The 15,539-nt window shown below is 51.2% G+C and carries 17 protein-coding genes; 8 read left to right on the forward strand and 9 right to left on the reverse strand.

Annotated elements, in window-relative coordinates:
- Positions 1–19: 19 nt before the first annotated feature.
- The 3 genes from glpK to fpr all read left to right on the forward strand — a co-directional run bounded on the left by glpK (position 20) and on the right by fpr (position 3,578).
- Positions 20–1,528: a glycerol kinase GlpK gene (gene glpK, locus A7589_RS07785; protein WP_000136801.1), complete on the forward strand. Its 1,509-nt coding sequence runs from the start codon at positions 20–22 to the stop codon at positions 1,526–1,528.
- A 196-nt stretch (positions 1,529–1,724) separates the two neighbouring features.
- Entirely contained in the window at positions 1,725–2,735 is a 1,011-nt protein-coding gene (gene glpX / locus A7589_RS07790) for a class II fructose-bisphosphatase (RefSeq protein ID WP_001250634.1), read from the forward strand.
- Between the two features lie 96 nt (positions 2,736–2,831).
- Entirely contained in the window at positions 2,832–3,578 is a 747-nt protein-coding gene (gene fpr, locus A7589_RS07795; protein ID WP_000796317.1) for a ferredoxin--NADP(+) reductase, read from the forward strand.
- A gap of 4 nt (positions 3,579–3,582) precedes the next feature.
- Here fpr and uspD read toward each other — a convergent pair whose 3' ends face one another.
- The 3 genes from uspD to A7589_RS07810 all read right to left on the reverse strand — a co-directional run bounded on the left by uspD (position 3,583) and on the right by A7589_RS07810 (position 4,974).
- On the reverse strand, positions 3,583–4,011 hold the full coding sequence (gene uspD / locus A7589_RS07800) for a universal stress protein UspD (RefSeq protein WP_000323549.1): 429 nt from the start codon (positions 4,009–4,011) through the stop codon (positions 3,583–3,585).
- Between the two features lie 11 nt (positions 4,012–4,022).
- A complete protein-coding gene (locus A7589_RS07805) occupies positions 4,023–4,322 on the reverse strand; it encodes a DUF406 domain-containing protein (protein ID WP_000655995.1) in 300 nt (99 codons plus the stop codon).
- Between the two features lie 211 nt (positions 4,323–4,533).
- A complete protein-coding gene (locus A7589_RS07810) occupies positions 4,534–4,974 on the reverse strand; it encodes a DUF805 domain-containing protein (RefSeq protein WP_000155270.1) in 441 nt (146 codons plus the stop codon).
- A 100-nt stretch (positions 4,975–5,074) separates the two neighbouring features.
- Between A7589_RS07810 and A7589_RS07815 the strand changes: the two genes are divergently transcribed.
- Both A7589_RS07815 and tpiA read left to right on the forward strand, forming a co-directional pair.
- Positions 5,075–5,674 carry a YiiQ family protein gene (locus tag A7589_RS07815; protein WP_000834909.1) on the forward strand — a complete coding sequence of 200 codons (600 nt, stop codon included), beginning with the start codon at positions 5,075–5,077 and terminating at the stop codon, positions 5,672–5,674.
- A gap of 107 nt (positions 5,675–5,781) precedes the next feature.
- The gene (gene tpiA / locus A7589_RS07820; protein WP_001216323.1) at positions 5,782–6,549 is read left to right on the forward strand and encodes a triose-phosphate isomerase; all 768 of its coding nucleotides are present in this window, start codon (positions 5,782–5,784) and stop codon (positions 6,547–6,549) included.
- Between the two features lie 55 nt (positions 6,550–6,604).
- On the opposite strand, the gene cdh is transcribed toward tpiA, so the two are convergent.
- From cdh to cpxP, 5 genes are all read right to left on the reverse strand, one after another.
- Complete coding sequence (gene cdh, locus A7589_RS07825; protein WP_010349502.1) at positions 6,605–7,354, reverse strand: CDP-diacylglycerol diphosphatase; 750 nt, start codon at positions 7,352–7,354, stop codon at positions 6,605–6,607.
- 104 nt (positions 7,355–7,458) lie between these two features.
- Positions 7,459–8,448: a sulfate/thiosulfate ABC transporter substrate-binding protein Sbp gene (sbp, locus tag A7589_RS07830; protein ID WP_001045694.1), complete on the reverse strand. Its 990-nt coding sequence runs from the start codon at positions 8,446–8,448 to the stop codon at positions 7,459–7,461.
- A gap of 312 nt (positions 8,449–8,760) precedes the next feature.
- Positions 8,761–9,723, reverse strand: coding sequence for a 6-phosphofructokinase (gene pfkA, locus A7589_RS07835; protein WP_001355350.1), 963 nt, complete (start codon positions 9,721–9,723; stop codon positions 8,761–8,763).
- 180 nt (positions 9,724–9,903) lie between these two features.
- A complete protein-coding gene (fieF, locus tag A7589_RS07840) occupies positions 9,904–10,806 on the reverse strand; it encodes a CDF family cation-efflux transporter FieF (protein ID WP_001076752.1) in 903 nt (300 codons plus the stop codon).
- A gap of 148 nt (positions 10,807–10,954) precedes the next feature.
- Positions 10,955–11,455, reverse strand: a complete 501-nt coding sequence (gene cpxP, locus A7589_RS07845; RefSeq protein ID WP_016158830.1) for a cell-envelope stress modulator CpxP — start codon at positions 11,453–11,455, stop codon at positions 10,955–10,957.
- A 149-nt stretch (positions 11,456–11,604) separates the two neighbouring features.
- Here cpxP and cpxR point away from each other — a divergent pair, with 149 nt between their 5' ends.
- Both cpxR and cpxA read left to right on the forward strand, forming a co-directional pair.
- On the forward strand, positions 11,605–12,303 hold the full coding sequence (gene cpxR, locus A7589_RS07850; RefSeq protein ID WP_001033722.1) for an envelope stress response regulator transcription factor CpxR: 699 nt from the start codon (positions 11,605–11,607) through the stop codon (positions 12,301–12,303).
- On the forward strand, positions 12,300–13,673 hold the full coding sequence (cpxA, locus tag A7589_RS07855; RefSeq protein WP_000580416.1) for an envelope stress sensor histidine kinase CpxA: 1,374 nt from the start codon (positions 12,300–12,302) through the stop codon (positions 13,671–13,673). Before cpxR ends, cpxA begins: the two co-directional genes overlap by 4 nt.
- 100 nt (positions 13,674–13,773) lie before the next feature.
- On the opposite strand, the gene yiiM is transcribed toward cpxA, so the two are convergent.
- Complete coding sequence (gene yiiM / locus A7589_RS07860) at positions 13,774–14,448, reverse strand: 6-hydroxyaminopurine reductase (RefSeq protein ID WP_001270283.1); 675 nt, start codon at positions 14,446–14,448, stop codon at positions 13,774–13,776.
- Positions 14,449–14,600: 152 nt separating this feature from the next.
- On the opposite strand from yiiM, the gene A7589_RS07865 reads away from it, so the two are divergent.
- Complete coding sequence (locus tag A7589_RS07865) at positions 14,601–15,491, forward strand: dihydrodipicolinate synthase family protein (protein ID WP_000139750.1); 891 nt, start codon at positions 14,601–14,603, stop codon at positions 15,489–15,491.
- The last annotated feature ends 48 nt before the right edge of the window (positions 15,492–15,539 follow it).

Here is a 15,539-nt window from a genome sequence, read left to right on the forward strand (position 1 = left end):
GACTACGGGACAATTAAACATGACTGAAAAAAAATATATCGTTGCGCTCGACCAGGGCACCACCAGCTCCCGCGCAGTCGTGATGGATCACGATGCCAATATCATTAGCGTGTCACAGCGCGAATTTGAGCAAATCTACCCAAAACCAGGCTGGGTAGAACACGACCCAATGGAAATCTGGGCTACCCAAAGCTCTACGCTGGTAGAAGTGCTGGCGAAAGCCGATATCAGTTCCGATCAAATTGCAGCTATTGGGATTACTAACCAGCGAGAAACCACTATCGTCTGGGAAAAAGAAACCGGCAAGCCTATCTATAACGCCATTGTCTGGCAGTGCCGTCGTACCGCTGAGATCTGCGAGCATCTCAAACGCGATGGCATGGAAGAGTACATTCGTAATAACACCGGTCTGGTCATTGACCCGTACTTCTCTGGCACCAAAGTGAAGTGGATCCTCGACCATGTGGAAGGCTCCCGCGAGCGTGCGCGTCGTGGTGAACTGCTGTTTGGTACGGTTGATACCTGGCTTATCTGGAAAATGACTCAAGGTCGCGTTCACGTGACCGATTACACCAACGCGTCTCGCACCATGTTGTTCAACATCCATACTCTGGACTGGGACGACAAAATGCTCGACGCACTGGATATCCCGCGCGAGATGCTGCCAGAAGTGCGTCGCTCTTCGGAAGTATACGGTCAGACCAACATCGGCGGTAAAGGAGGCACGCGTATTCCGATCGCCGGGATCGCGGGTGATCAGCAGGCGGCGCTATTCGGTCAGTTGTGCGTTAAAGAAGGGATGGCGAAGAATACCTATGGTACAGGCTGCTTTATGTTGATGAATACCGGTGAGAAAGCGGTGACATCAGAAAACGGCCTGCTTACGACCATCGCCTGTGGCCCGACTGGCGAAGTGAACTATGCGCTGGAAGGCGCGGTATTTATGGCGGGCGCATCGATTCAGTGGTTGCGCGATGAGATGAAGCTGATTAGCGACGCCGACGATTCCGAATACTTTGCCACCAAAGTGCAAAATACCAACGGCGTATATGTCGTTCCGGCCTTTACCGGTCTGGGCGCGCCGTACTGGGATCCGTATGCGCGCGGGGCGATTTTCGGTCTGACTCGTGGGGTGAATGCTAACCACATCATCCGCGCGACGCTGGAGTCTATTGCTTATCAGACGCGTGACGTACTGGAAGCAATGCAGGCCGACTCCGGTATTCGTCTGCACGCACTGCGCGTGGATGGCGGCGCGGTGGCGAACAATTTCCTGATGCAGTTCCAGTCTGACATCCTCGGCACTCGCGTTGAGCGCCCGGAAGTGCGCGAAGTGACCGCATTGGGTGCAGCGTATCTTGCTGGTCTGGCGGTTGGCTTCTGGCAGAACCTTGACGAGCTGCAAGAGAAAGCGGTGATTGAACGCGAGTTCCGCCCTGGCATCGAAACCACCGAGCGTAATTACCGTTACGCTGGCTGGAAAAAAGCGGTTAAACGCGCGATGGCGTGGGAAGAACACGAGGAGTGATGCCAGACATCTGAACGATTGTCTGATGCTGATCGCCTGATGCGACGCTGACGCGTCTTATCAGGCCTACGAGGCGGATACATATCCGGCATCATGCAGACTCTGAAACCGTGCGGGGGCAACCCCGCACACATCAATAATCCCGCCCTTCCCCTGTGCTACACTTCGCGCCATTCCTTACTGCTTAGAGTTTGCTATGAGACGAGAACTTGCCATCGAATTTTCCCGCGTCACCGAATCTGCGGCGCTGGCTGGCTACAAATGGTTAGGACGCGGCGATAAAAACACCGCTGACGGCGCGGCGGTAAACGCCATGCGTATTATGCTCAACCAGGTCAACATTGACGGCACCATCGTCATTGGTGAAGGCGAAATCGACGAAGCACCGATGCTCTACATTGGTGAAAAAGTCGGTACTGGTCGCGGCGATGCGGTAGATATTGCTGTTGACCCGATTGAAGGCACGCGCATGACGGCGATGGGTCAGGCTAACGCGCTGGCGGTGCTGGCTGTCGGCGATAAGGGCTGCTTCCTTAATGCGCCGGATATGTATATGGAAAAGCTGATCGTCGGACCGGGAGCTAAGGGCACCATTGACCTGAATCTGCCGCTGGCGGATAACCTACGCAATGTTGCAGCGGCACTCGGCAAACCGTTAAGCGAACTGACGGTCACTATTCTGGCGAAACCGCGCCACGACGCAATTATCGCAGAAATGCAGCAACTCGGCGTGCGCGTGTTTGCCATTCCTGATGGCGATGTCGCAGCCTCGATTCTTACCTGTATGCCAGACAGTGAAGTTGACGTGCTGTACGGTATTGGCGGCGCCCCAGAAGGCGTGGTTTCAGCGGCGGTGATCCGCGCATTAGATGGCGATATGAATGGTCGTCTGCTGGCTCGTCATGACGTCAAAGGCGACAACGAAGAGAATCGTCGCATTGGCGAGCAGGAGCTGGCACGCTGCAAAGCGATGGGCATCGAAGCGGGTAAAGTGCTGCGTCTGGGCGATATGGCGCGTAGCGATAACGTCATCTTCTCTGCCACCGGTATCACCAAAGGCGATCTGCTGGAAGGGATTAGCCGCAAAGGCAATATCGCCACCACCGAAACGCTGCTAATCCGTGGCAAATCCCGCACTATTCGCCGTATTCAGTCCATCCATTATCTGGATCGTAAAGACCCAGAAATGCAGGAGCACATTCTCTGATTGATTTGATCGATTGAGCCTTCCAGTCCTTCGGGACTGGAATTTTTTTGTCCGGAGAACGAAGATAAGGCAAGTCAATCAAAACAGGAGAGAAACATGGCTGATTGGGTAACAGGCAAAGTCACTAAAGTGCAGAACTGGACCGACGCCCTGTTTAGTCTCACCGTTCACGCTCCGGTACTTCCATTTACCGCCGGGCAATTCACCAAACTTGGCCTTGAAATTGACGGCGAACGCGTCCAGCGCGCCTACTCTTACGTTAATTCTCCCGACAATCCCGACCTGGAGTTTTACCTGGTCACCGTCCCTGATGGCAAATTAAGCCCGCGACTGGCGGCGCTAAAACCGGGTGACGAAGTGCAGGTGGTTAGCGAAGCGGCTGGCTTTTTTGTACTGGATGAAGTACCAGATTGTGAAACGCTATGGATGCTGGCAACCGGTACAGCGATTGGCCCTTATTTGTCGATTCTGCAATTAGGCAAAGATTTAGATCGCTTCAAAAATCTGGTACTGGTTCACGCCGCGCGTTACGCCGCCGACTTAAGCTATTTGCCACTGATGCAGGAACTGGAAAAACACTACGAAGGAAAACTGCGCATTCAGACGGTTGTCAGTCGGGAAACGGCAGAGTGCTCACTCACCGGGAGAATACCGGCGTTAATTGAAAGCGGTGAACTGGAAAACGCGGTTGGACTGCCAATGAATAAAGAAACCAGCCATGTGATGCTGTGTGGTAATCCGCAGATGGTACGTGATACGCAACAACTGCTGAAAGAGACCCGGCAGATGACGAAGCATTTACGTCGCCGACCGGGTCACATGACAGCGGAGCATTACTGGTAAGCGGTTACTTGTCGATAAACGGCACGATCAAGAGATCCGCACTCAACTTATTGATCATCCCGCGATATGCCGGCATCAAACGGTTGATAAACGAGTGGTGATGACCACAGACAAGGAGGTCACACTGCTCTTTTTGCATAATTTCCAGCAGTGTTTCCGGCATTTCGCCGCGCTCAATGCGCAGTTTCGTTTTCGGCCACTGAATATTTTTCGTCAGCTTATACAGTTTGTTATCCGACTTATCTTTCAACAGTTGAAGAATATCTTCTGTTGCGGGGAAGTAGATACCCGGATACAACTCACTTAAGCCATCATCAATATGAATTAACGTCAGATGAGCGTCATTATGTCTGGCGAGATCCAGGGCTTTGTTCACCAGTAGGGCATCTTCTTCATTCCCGGAAATTGCCACGCCAATGTGTTTATAAGCCATGTTTAACTCCATTAACCAAGTGAACGCAGTGATAACTCAAAAATAATCATCTCGGCCTGGCATGAGAAGGTGAAAGCTGCATCAAGCTCGACTTGCCCCTCCAGATCTTTAATCTTATAGGCCACGCTGGCACCTTCATCCGCAGAGGATGCAGTGGCTGCAAGCTCTTTCAGTTTGGTCATAAAGGACTCTGCTTCTTCGCGAGTAGCAAAAAAGCGCGAAAGTTTGCTGGTACAGTTGTCGTTATCAATCACCGTACCGATATCAATCGCACATCCTTTAGTACTGCATTTATCTACGACATCTTTCATAGGGCACCTCTGTATATTCGCCTCTCTGTCGATTGCCACTTAAGAATAATGCGCCGTTAAGGGAAGAACAAACAAGTAATGATCTTATGGATTACCATTTTTTTTGATATTGATTAAGGTGAGGAAATGAGGGAGATTTTCCGGGTATCGTCATTTGCAATATGGAAATAACGATACCGGATAAAAATAGCAATAAGAGATATATTGCAGATTAATGGCTTGATTTATTCTCAGACTTATACTTTACGTCCAGGGTGTCTTTACCAAATTTATTTTCGCCCTGGGTGCCGACAAATGCGCCAAGATCGATAAGCATCATCACCAGAATCAACGTCGGAATAAACCGCCCCACCGCCCATTGCCAGACGCCCGGTAAAATCGCCCAGTTACCCGCCAGAAGCATCCACGCTACAATCATCAGAAATGCCCATGCGCCAGAACGCCCACGATCGTGCAGTCGTTTCACCGTCACTGCCGCTGTCGGCCATAACAGGCACACAAGGCAAAACGCGGCGGTCTGGATATCGAGTAGTTTTTTAGCCGCCAGTGAGAAAAGCACCAACATGCCAACGATCCAGAGGCCAATCCAAATCCAGAAATCGCGGCGTCCAATACGCCCTTTAAACGAGAATAACCATTGCTGTATGGTCATGTAAGTTCCTTGATGGTTGTCTTTTCCAGGATTCTACCCTTTTGACAAGGGCGACAGATATCGTTTTAATCGAACCCAGTCATAACAAAAGGTACTGCCGATGAAGTCAGGGTGTTCAGTGTTTTTTCTCTTATCTGCCGTGTTATCCGTTAGTGCAACGGTGCACGCACAATCGCCTGGCACGACAACAACAGCGCCCTACCTGCTGGCTGGCGCCCCCACTTTCGATCTCTCCATCAGCCAGTTTCGAGAAGACTTTAACAGCCAGAACCCCAATCTGCCACTGAACGAATTTCGTGCCATCGACAGCAGCCCCGACAAAGCCAACCTGACTCGCGCCGCCAGTAAAATTAACGAGAACTTGTATGCTTCCACGGCGCTTGAGCGCGGCACCTTAAAAATCAAAAGCATTCAAATTACCTGGCTGCCAATCCAGGGGCCAGAGCAAAAAGCCGCTAAAGCGAAAGCCCAGGAATACATGGCAGCAATGATCCGCACACTCACCCCGCTGATGACCAAAACACAAAGTCAGAAAAAGCTGCAGTCACTCCTTACGGCGGGGAAAAACAAACGTTACTACACTGAGACAGAAGGCGCGTTGCGCTATGTTGTTGCGGACAACGGCGAAAAGGGACTGACCTTCGCTGTTGAACCGATTAAGCTGGCGCTATCTGAAACGCTGGAAGGGTTGAATAAATGACAAAAAGCAAAGCCTTTGCGCCGATGAATCTCTATACTGTTTCACAGACCTGCTGCCCTGCGGGGCGGCCATCTTCCTTTATTCGCTTATAAGCGTGGAGAATTAAAATGCGACATCCTTTAGTGATGGGTAACTGGAAACTGAACGGCAGCCGCCACATGGTTCACGAGCTGGTTTCTAACCTGCGTAAAGAGCTGGCAGGTGTTGCTGGCTGTGCGGTTGCAATCGCACCACCGGAAATGTACATCGATATGGCGAAGCGTGAAGCTGAAGGCAGCCACATCATGTTGGGTGCGCAGAACGTGGATCTGAACCTGTCCGGCGCATTCACCGGTGAAACCTCTGCCGCTATGCTGAAAGACATCGGCGCACAGTACATCATCATCGGTCACTCTGAACGTCGTACTTACCACAAAGAGTCTGACGAACTGATCGCGAAAAAATTCGCTGTGCTGAAAGAGCAAGGTCTGACTCCGGTTCTGTGCATCGGTGAAACTGAAGCTGAGAACGAAGCGGGCAAAACTGAAGAAGTTTGCGCACGTCAGATCGACGCAGTACTGAAAACTCAAGGTGCGGCAGCATTCGAAGGTGCGGTTATCGCTTACGAACCAGTATGGGCAATCGGTACTGGCAAATCTGCAACTCCGGCGCAGGCACAGGCTGTTCACAAATTCATCCGTGATCACATCGCTAAAGTTGACGCTGACATCGCTGAACAAGTGATCATCCAGTACGGCGGTTCTGTAAACGCGTCTAACGCTGCAGAACTGTTCGCTCAGCCGGACATCGACGGCGCGCTGGTTGGCGGTGCTTCTCTGAAAGCTGACGCCTTTGCGGTGATCGTTAAAGCTGCAGAAGCGGCTAAACAGGCTTAAGTCTGACAGGTGCCGGATTTCACATCCGGCACTTAACTTTCCTTAACTGCTCGCCTTAACGCAAAATCTCACACTGATGATCCTGAATCTCCTCGGCTGAAGCACGGTTTAGCATCAGCAGATTTCTTTGCGTCGCCAGTAATACAAACGAGTTATCACTCTGTCGTACCATCGCCAGCCCGTAACTTCCCATATGTTCCCGCGCTCCTGGCACTTCTTCCGCCAGCATCATAAACGGACTACGTTGAACCAGTTCGCTTTCCGTTACCCGGCGCGCCAGATATTCATGCCCCTGTAATCCGCCCGGCAGCGGCAACCAGCGACTGCTGATGTTCGCCAGGTTATTATCCAGTTGTTCGCGCACATCAGGACGGATGCAAGAGATATGAATATGAAAATGGTTTTGCGTGCGTCCCGTGCGGGAGTTGATCGCCAAAGAGACCGCGCGATCGGGAACCGGCTTACCGTATTTTTTACTCATAAAATCACGCGCCTGCCAGGCCAGCCAAAAGAAGTTCGGCGTTGAAGGATCGGTCAACAAAGGGCTTTCAGTACCGTTAATACGATATGTTGGCATCAACAGATATTGCAGTGGACCGTTAATGTCTTTTAAAACCACATATCCGGCATTGGGTTTTACTTCCACACATGGCGAAGGATTTTGGTTTTGCTGCTGGTTGGGCAAACATTGCTCAAGGACAATCTTACGTAACACATCCGAATCACCGGTAAATTTCCAGTAGCCGATACCCGCAGCAACGGCGATAACTATCATCACCAAAATGAGAATAACCGTTTTTTTCATCGTTTTTTCCCTGTACCTCAAAGAGATGCAAGGGTAACGCAAAATCGCGACAAATAAAAAACCCGGTCGCGAGATGCCACCGGGTCTGGTTATCGTCAACAAAATTAACGTTTGCTGATTTGGTCAAACGTACCGCCGTTAGAGAAATGCTCTTTTTGCGCTTTCGTCCAGCCGCCGAACTCTTCATCAATGGTGAATAACTTCAGCTTCGGAAAAGCATTTTCATACTTTTTCGCCACGTCAGGATCGCGCGGACGGTAATAGTTTTTGGCTGCAATCTCCTGACCTTCTGGCGAGTAGAGATATTTCAGATAGGCTTCTGCCACCTCTTTGGTGCCTTTTTTCTCCACCACCTTATCGACAACCGACACCGTCGGCTCCGCGAGAATAGACTCACTCGGCGTGACGATTTCGAACTTATCTTTCCCCAGTTCATTCGTTGCCAGCAGTGCTTCGTTTTCCCAGGCTATCAGCACGTCACCAATCCCGCGCTCGACGAAAGTATTTGTTGAACCACGCGCACCGGAGTCCAGCACTTCAACGTTTTTATACAACGATTGCACAAAATCCTGTGCTTTTGCCTGATCGTTATTGTTGTGGTGCAGGGCATATCCCCACGCTGCCAGATAGTTCCAGCGTGCACCGCCGGAGCTTTTCGGGTTAGGCGTGATCACAGAAACACCCGGTTTAACCAGGTCGTTCCAGTCATGGATTTGCTTCGGATTGCCCTTACGTACCAGGAAGACAATGGTGGAAGTATACGGCGCGGAGTTATCCGGCAGACGTTTGATCCACTCTTTATCAATTCGACCACGTTCAGCAATCGCATCTACGTCGTAAGCCAGCGCCAGCGTAACAACGTCAGCTTCTATCCCGTTGATTACCGATGTTGCCTGTTTCCCTGAACCACCGTGCGACTGACGAATCACCACGTTATCGCCGGTTTGCTGTTTCCAGTGGGCGCTGAAGGCTTTGTTGTATTGTTCGTATAACTCGCGCGTTGGATCATACGAAACGTTAAGTAACTGAATATCCTTTGCCATCACGCTGGTCGCTGCCAGCAAAAATGTTAACCCTACGCCCCACTTGTTCATCGCCTGGCTCTCTTACGTTGTGTTGTGATAAGCAAAGCGTGCCAGAAGGTGAACCAAACATTAAAGAATAAAAAAAGATTGGCTATAACTTGCGGGTATATGTTGGGGAGTTAAAAAGGCGGAAGAAATCCGCCTCATATTGCTGACAAAGTGCGCTTTGTTCATGCCGGATGCGGCGTGAACGCCTTATCGGCCTACAAAAACTTGCAAACTCAATAGATTGCAGAATTCATGTAGGCCTGATAAGCGAAGCGCATCAGGCATTTTTGCTTCTGTCATCGGTTGCAGGCGAAAGAAATCTGCCCGAAATCATTAATACAGCTTTTTCGCGCAGTCCAGCCAGTCACCTTTGAACGGACGCTTCATGTTTTCGATAGCGTCGATGATGTCATGGTGAACCAGTTGTTCGTTCTGAATACCTACGCAACGACCGCCGTAACCTGCCAGTAGCAGTTCAATAGCGTAAGCGCCCATACGGGAAGCCAGAATACGGTCGTAAGGCACCGGAGAACCACCACGCTGGATGTGGCCCAGCACGGTTGCGCGGGTTTCACGACCGGTTTCTTTCTCGATGAAATGCGCCAGTTCATCAACATCACACATGTGTTCGGTAATCGCCACAATTGCGTGTTTTTTACCTTTCGCGATACCCGCTTTGATTTCATTTACCAGGTCATCGCGGCTGAATTCAACTTCCGGAACCACAACAAATTCACAACCACCGGCAATGGCCGCAGCCAGCGTCAGATCGCCACAGTAACGACCCATCACTTCCACCACGGAAATACGCTGGTGAGAAGAAGAGGTGTCACGCAGACGGTCGATGGCTTCTACAACGGTGCTCAGCGCAGTGAAGAAACCGATAGTGTAGTCAGTGCCTTTGATGTCGTTGTCGATGGTGCCCGGCAGGCCGATGCACGGGAAGCCCATTTCGGTCAGACGCATTGCACCCATGTAGGAACCGTCACCGCCGATAACCACCAGCGCGTCGATACCACGTTTTTTCAGGTTTTCGATAGCCACGGCGCGGATGTTCTCGTCGCGGAATTCCGGGAAGCGCGCAGAACCGAGGAACGTACCACCACGGTTGATCATGTCAGACACGCTGTAACGGTCTAGCTGTACCATACGGTCTTCATACAGACCCAGATAGCCGTCATAAATGCCCATTACTTCCAGACCTTCTGTCAGCGCAGAACGAACAACCCCGCGAATTGCGGCGTTCATGCCTGGCGCATCACCGCCGCTTGTCAACACACCGATTTTCTTAATCATGACTACCTCTGAACTTTGGAATGCAAAATGAAATCTGTTGCCGGAAGTCTTCTTGCACATCGAAGTGATCCAACGAATGTGCAAATAGTATAACAATCACTTCCTGCTGAATTGATTCAGGTCAGGCCAAATGGCGGTATTTTATACACAAAATGCGGGTCTGGCTCTCTTTTATACTGATTATGAAAGCATAGACCGTTTACCCTCCCTGGGTACGACGGAACAGGGGTCCTGATGAATAATCACATCCGATCCCGGAAAACGCCGTAAAATAGCCTGCTCTACCTGATCCGCCACCATATGCGCCTGAACCAAAGGCAGAGAGTCTTCCATTTCCAAATGAATCTGAATAAAGCGGGTCGGCCCTGACTGCCGCGTACGAAGATCGTGAGCGCCGCTAACTCCCGGCCAGGAAGTCACGATATCAATAATTTCTTGCCGTTCCTCATCGGGCAGCGCGCGATCCAGTAATGACTGTACCGCCTCATACCCCATGCGTAACGCGCTATATAAAATATAGATGCCGATTCCCAATGCAAACAGGGCATCAGCACGGTGCCAGCCATACCAGGACAACCCCAGCGCCAGCAGAATCGCACCGTTCATCATAACATCGGACTGATAATGTAGCATATCTGCCCGCACCGCCTGGCTCTGCGTCCTGCGCACGACCCAACGCTGAAACGAAACAAGGATAATCGTACAAATTAGCGCCACAATAGTCACGAGAACCCCGACGCCTGGGTCTGTCATTGGCGTCGGAGAAACCAAATGCTGAATACCAGTCAAAAACAGGAACAGCGCCGAACCGGAGATAAACATACTTTGCGCCAGCGCCGCGAGGGACTCGGCTTTACCGTGACCAAACGAGTGATTGTCGTCGGCAGGTTGCAGCGAGTAACGTACCACCAGTAAATTCGTCAACGACGCGCCAATATCCACCAACGAATCCACCAGCGCGGCAAGAATACTCACCGAACCGGTATACCACCATGCAAAAATTTTAATCAGCAATAGCAGCGAAGCCATCGCCGTCGCAGCAATCGCCGCCCGGCTGACCAGCCGTCCATAAGATTGATTCATAAATACTCCCGCTATCAACTGACGGTAGTATAACGGAAGCAAATCATCTGCAATGCATCAAGCAACAGGCAAATTGAAGATAAAAAAAACCCCCACATCATGTGGGGGAAGACAGGGATGGTGTCTATGGCAAGGAAAACAGGGTTTACTACTGGGAACGTGAGTTGCTACTACTCAATAGCTTCAACGATGAACTTTTTTGCCATTGCGTCACGTCGCGCAACTGCTCCATTCGTTGTTGATGTTTCTCGTTTAAAACCGCTTGCTGCTCTGGCGTTAACAGGTGATACATTTGGTTGCGGACTTTAGCCATCTCAACCTGGCGAGCGATCTGTTCTTTCGCCATTTTTTCTGCCTGAGCGCGCACAGCGTTTTCATCAAAATTTTCTGCGGTGACAAGGCGATGCATTGTCTCCACTTCGCTAACATTAACAGGAGGCTGTTCATGCCGGGCCTGTTGCATAAGATCTCGCATCTGCTGACGCTGATGTTCGGTTAAACTTATGCCGTCGAACATATGGCTCTGCGTACTGCGCTGCGCAAGTTCTTCGCCCGGATGCCAGTTATCGCCTGAACCGACTTCAGCAGCGTGGCTTAATGAACTGACTGCCAGCGTTGAGGCCATGACGGCAGCGGTAACTATGCGCATCATTTGCTCCCAAAATCTTTCTGTCGCGATTCAACGATAGAGAGTTTACGATTCAGGCTGCAAACATGCGTCAGGGGGTGTAAAACAACGTAAAGTCATGGATTAGCGACGTCTGATGACGTAATTTCTGCCTCGGAGGTATTTAAACAATGAATAAAATCCTGTTAGTTGATGATGACCGAGAGCTGACTTCCCTGTTAAAGGAGCTGCTCGAGATGGAAGGCTTCAACGTAATTGTTGCCCACGATGGGGAGCAGGCGCTTGATCTTCTGGACGACAGCATTGATTTACTTTTGCTTGATGTCATGATGCCGAAGAAAAATGGTATCGACACATTGAAGGCACTTCGCCAGACACACCAGACGCCTGTCATTATGTTAACGGCACGCGGCAGTGAACTTGATCGCGTCCTCGGCCTTGAGTTAGGCGCAGATGACTATCTCCCGAAACCGTTTAATGATCGTGAGCTGGTGGCACGTATTCGCGCGATCCTGCGCCGTTCGCACTGGAGCGAGCAACAGCAAAACAACGACAACGGTTCACCGACACTGGAAGTTGATGCCTTAGTGCTGAATCCAGGCCGTCAGGAAGCCAGCTTCGACGGGCAAACGCTGGAGTTAACCGGCACTGAGTTTACCCTGCTCTATTTGCTGGCACAGCATCTGGGTCAGGTGGTTTCCCGTGAACATTTAAGCCAGGAAGTGCTGGGCAAACGCCTGACGCCTTTCGACCGCGCTATCGATATGCACATCTCCAACCTGCGTCGTAAGCTGCCGGATCGTAAAGATGGTCACCCGTGGTTTAAAACCTTGCGTGGTCGCGGCTATCTGATGGTTTCCGCTTCATGATAGGCAGCTTAACCGCGCGCATCTTCGCCATCTTCTGGCTGACGCTGGCGCTGGTGTTGATGTTGGTTTTGATGTTACCCAAGCTCGATTCACGCCAGATGACCGAGCTTCTGGATAGCGAACAGCGTCAGGGGCTGATGATTGAGCAGCATGTCGAAGCGGAACTGGCGAACGATCCACCCAACGATTTAATGTGGTGGCGGCGTCTGTTCCGGGCCATTGATAAGTGGGCACCACCGGGGCAGCGTTTGTTACTGGTGACCACCGAAGGCCGCGTGATTGGCGCAGAACGCAGCGAAATGCAGATCATTCGTAACTTTATTGGTCAGGCCGATAACGCCGATCATCCGCAGAAGAAAAAGTATGGCCGCGTGGAACTGGTCGGCCCGTTCTCTGTGCGTGATGGCGAAGATAATTACCAACTTTATCTGATTCGTCCGGCCAGCAGTTCTCAATCCGATTTCATTAACTTACTGTTTGACCGCCCGCTATTACTGCTGATTGTCACCATGCTGGTCAGTACGCCGCTGCTGTTGTGGTTGGCCTGGAGTCTGGCAAAACCGGCGCGTAAGCTGAAAAACGCTGCCGATGAAGTCGCCCAGGGAAACTTACGCCAGCATCCGGAACTGGAAGCGGGGCCACAGGAATTTCTTGCCGCAGGTGCCAGTTTTAACCAGATGGTCACCGCGCTGGAGCGCATGATGACCTCTCAGCAGCGCCTGCTTTCTGATATCTCTCACGAGCTGCGCACGCCGCTGACGCGTCTGCAACTGGGTACGGCGTTACTGCGCCGTCGTAGTGGTGAAAGTAAGGAACTGGAGCGAATTGAAACCGAAGCGCAACGTCTGGACAGCATGATCAACGATCTGTTGGTGATGTCCCGTAATCAGCAGAAAAACGCGCTGGTTAGCGAAACCATCAAAGCCAACCAGTTGTGGAGTGAAGTGCTGGATAACGCGGCGTTCGAAGCCGAGCAAATGGGCAAATCGTTTACCGTTAACTTCCCGCCTGGGCCGTGGCCGCTGTACGGCAATCCGAACGCCCTGGAAAGTGCGCTGGAAAACATTGTTCGTAATGCTCTGCGTTATTCCCATACGAAGATTGAAGTGGGCTTTGCGGTAGATAAAGACGGTATCACCATTACGGTGGACGACGATGGTCCTGGCGTTAGCCCGGAAGATCGCGAGCAAATTTTCCGTCCGTTCTATCGCACCGACGAAGCACGCGATCGTGAATCTGGCGGTACGGGTCTGGGGCTGGCGATTGTCGAAACCGCCATTCAGCAGCACCGTGGTTGGGTTAAAGCTGAAGACAGCCCGCTGGGCGGTTTACGGCTGGTAATTTGGCTGCCGCTGTATAAGCGGAGTTAAACTCCGCGCAGGCCGGATAGGCGTTTACGCCGTATCCGGCATTTGAGCAGAATGCCTGATGCGACGCTGGTCGCGTCTTATCAGGCCTACTCTTCGGGGGTTATTTCCCCCACAAACGCCGCGAATTATCTTCAATCTTGCCGCTAAGTCGGCGCTTCTGCATCGTCCGCGTCCAGCTTTTCGACAGCCCGGCAGCGGAGAGTAAACGGTGATACTGCTCGTCATCAAACGGCATATGCCATACGATAGCTATTGCCTCCTGCACGGTGACATCGCTGACGCGAGAAACCAGCTCCAGCGGCGCATCCGCAGATACCAGCCCCGGCGCAATCACGCTATACAGCCAGCCAACTTTACCGGCGTTTTGCATCAACTGTGCCATATCGCTGATGTCAAAATGATAATTGAGTTTGTAGCACGGAGAGCGCGGCTGGGTGACCTGAATTAATGCCTCACCCCAGCGGAAAATATCGCCAATATAAACATTGCTTTCCGTCAGGCCGTCGGTTGAGAGGTTTTCACCAAACGCAGGCGCAACAAACAAATCTGCCTGTTCAGGAAATTCCCGCGCCCAGTAGAGATAATGCTCACGAGGATAATGACACAGCGCCCTGTCCGGCCCACCGTGAACTATTTTCTCTGCCTGCTCGTCACCTTCCAGCCCCAGCTCTGTCAACATCAACTCGCCATCGACCTGGATTTTCGCAATCGCGCTGGGTTTGCTTTCGGGATAAGCCTGTATTTTGCCTGTGTATACATCAACCGGATATCGCATCTGTTCCCTCTCCACCGAGAAATTTCCCCATTAGACCATATTTATTTTATGTCAGGCGCGCAAAATGAGAGCACGGTTCACATGACGACGTCTTAGAAATGTTATCAATGAGATGAATTTGAAACGCCATTTCATTATCAGGAGTGTACAACGTGACCGAGCAAACACAGTTTTCTGGCGTCTGGTGCCCTTCCATTACGCCAATGGATAAAAACGGTAATGTGGATCTTAACGGACTGAAGAAGCACCTGCAGCGGCTAACAGAAGCCAATATTGATGTGATATTGCTGATGGGTAGCATTGGTGAATTTGCCTCTTTCACCCTCGAAGAGAGGCTCATGCTTATCCGCGAAGCGCGTTCCATGAGCACATTAAAAATGGTCGCTAACGTTTCTTCCACCTGCACACACGATGTACTGGTGATGGCGCAAGAAGCGTATCGCACAGGCTATGATGCAGTGATGATCCTCCCGCCTTACTACTACGGTCAGACGGCAAAGCAATTATTAAGCTATTTCCGCCATCTGGGGCGCGAATTACAGGGCAAATGGTTCGCATATAACTTCCCGGCAAGAACCGGTTGTGATTTAACCCCTGACCTGGTCGCCACGCTGGCGAGTGAATTTCCTGACTTTGCCGGAATTAAAGATACCATCGATTGCCAGTCACACACCCGCAGCATGATTCAGGCAACCCTGGCAGTTCGTTCTGATTTTGCAGTGCTTTCGGGCTATGACGAGTATTACATTCCTAATCTGCTGGCAGGCGGCGCGGGAATAATATCCGGCCTGAACAACGTTATGCCGGAGCTGTTTGTCGAAGCCCGTGAAGCCTTCAAACGCAGCGACCTGGCGGCTTTACAAGAGATTCAGCAACAGATTGGCACTTATATGTCCATCTACGCCATTGGTGAGGATTTTGTCACTACTATCAAGACGGTGGTATCGCGTAAGTTTGGCTATTGCACTGGCGTATCACGCAATGCGGGTGGTGAGTTAAGCGAAAGTGAATGTCGAACGATTGATGAAGTCTTTGTCAGATAACGCAAAAGGCCGGATGACTACAAATCATCCGGCCTCTCGATTTATATG

The organism is Escherichia sp. MOD1-EC6475 (genome assembly GCF_003046645.1).
Taxonomy (GTDB): Bacteria; Pseudomonadota; Gammaproteobacteria; order Enterobacterales; family Enterobacteriaceae; genus Escherichia; species Escherichia ruysiae.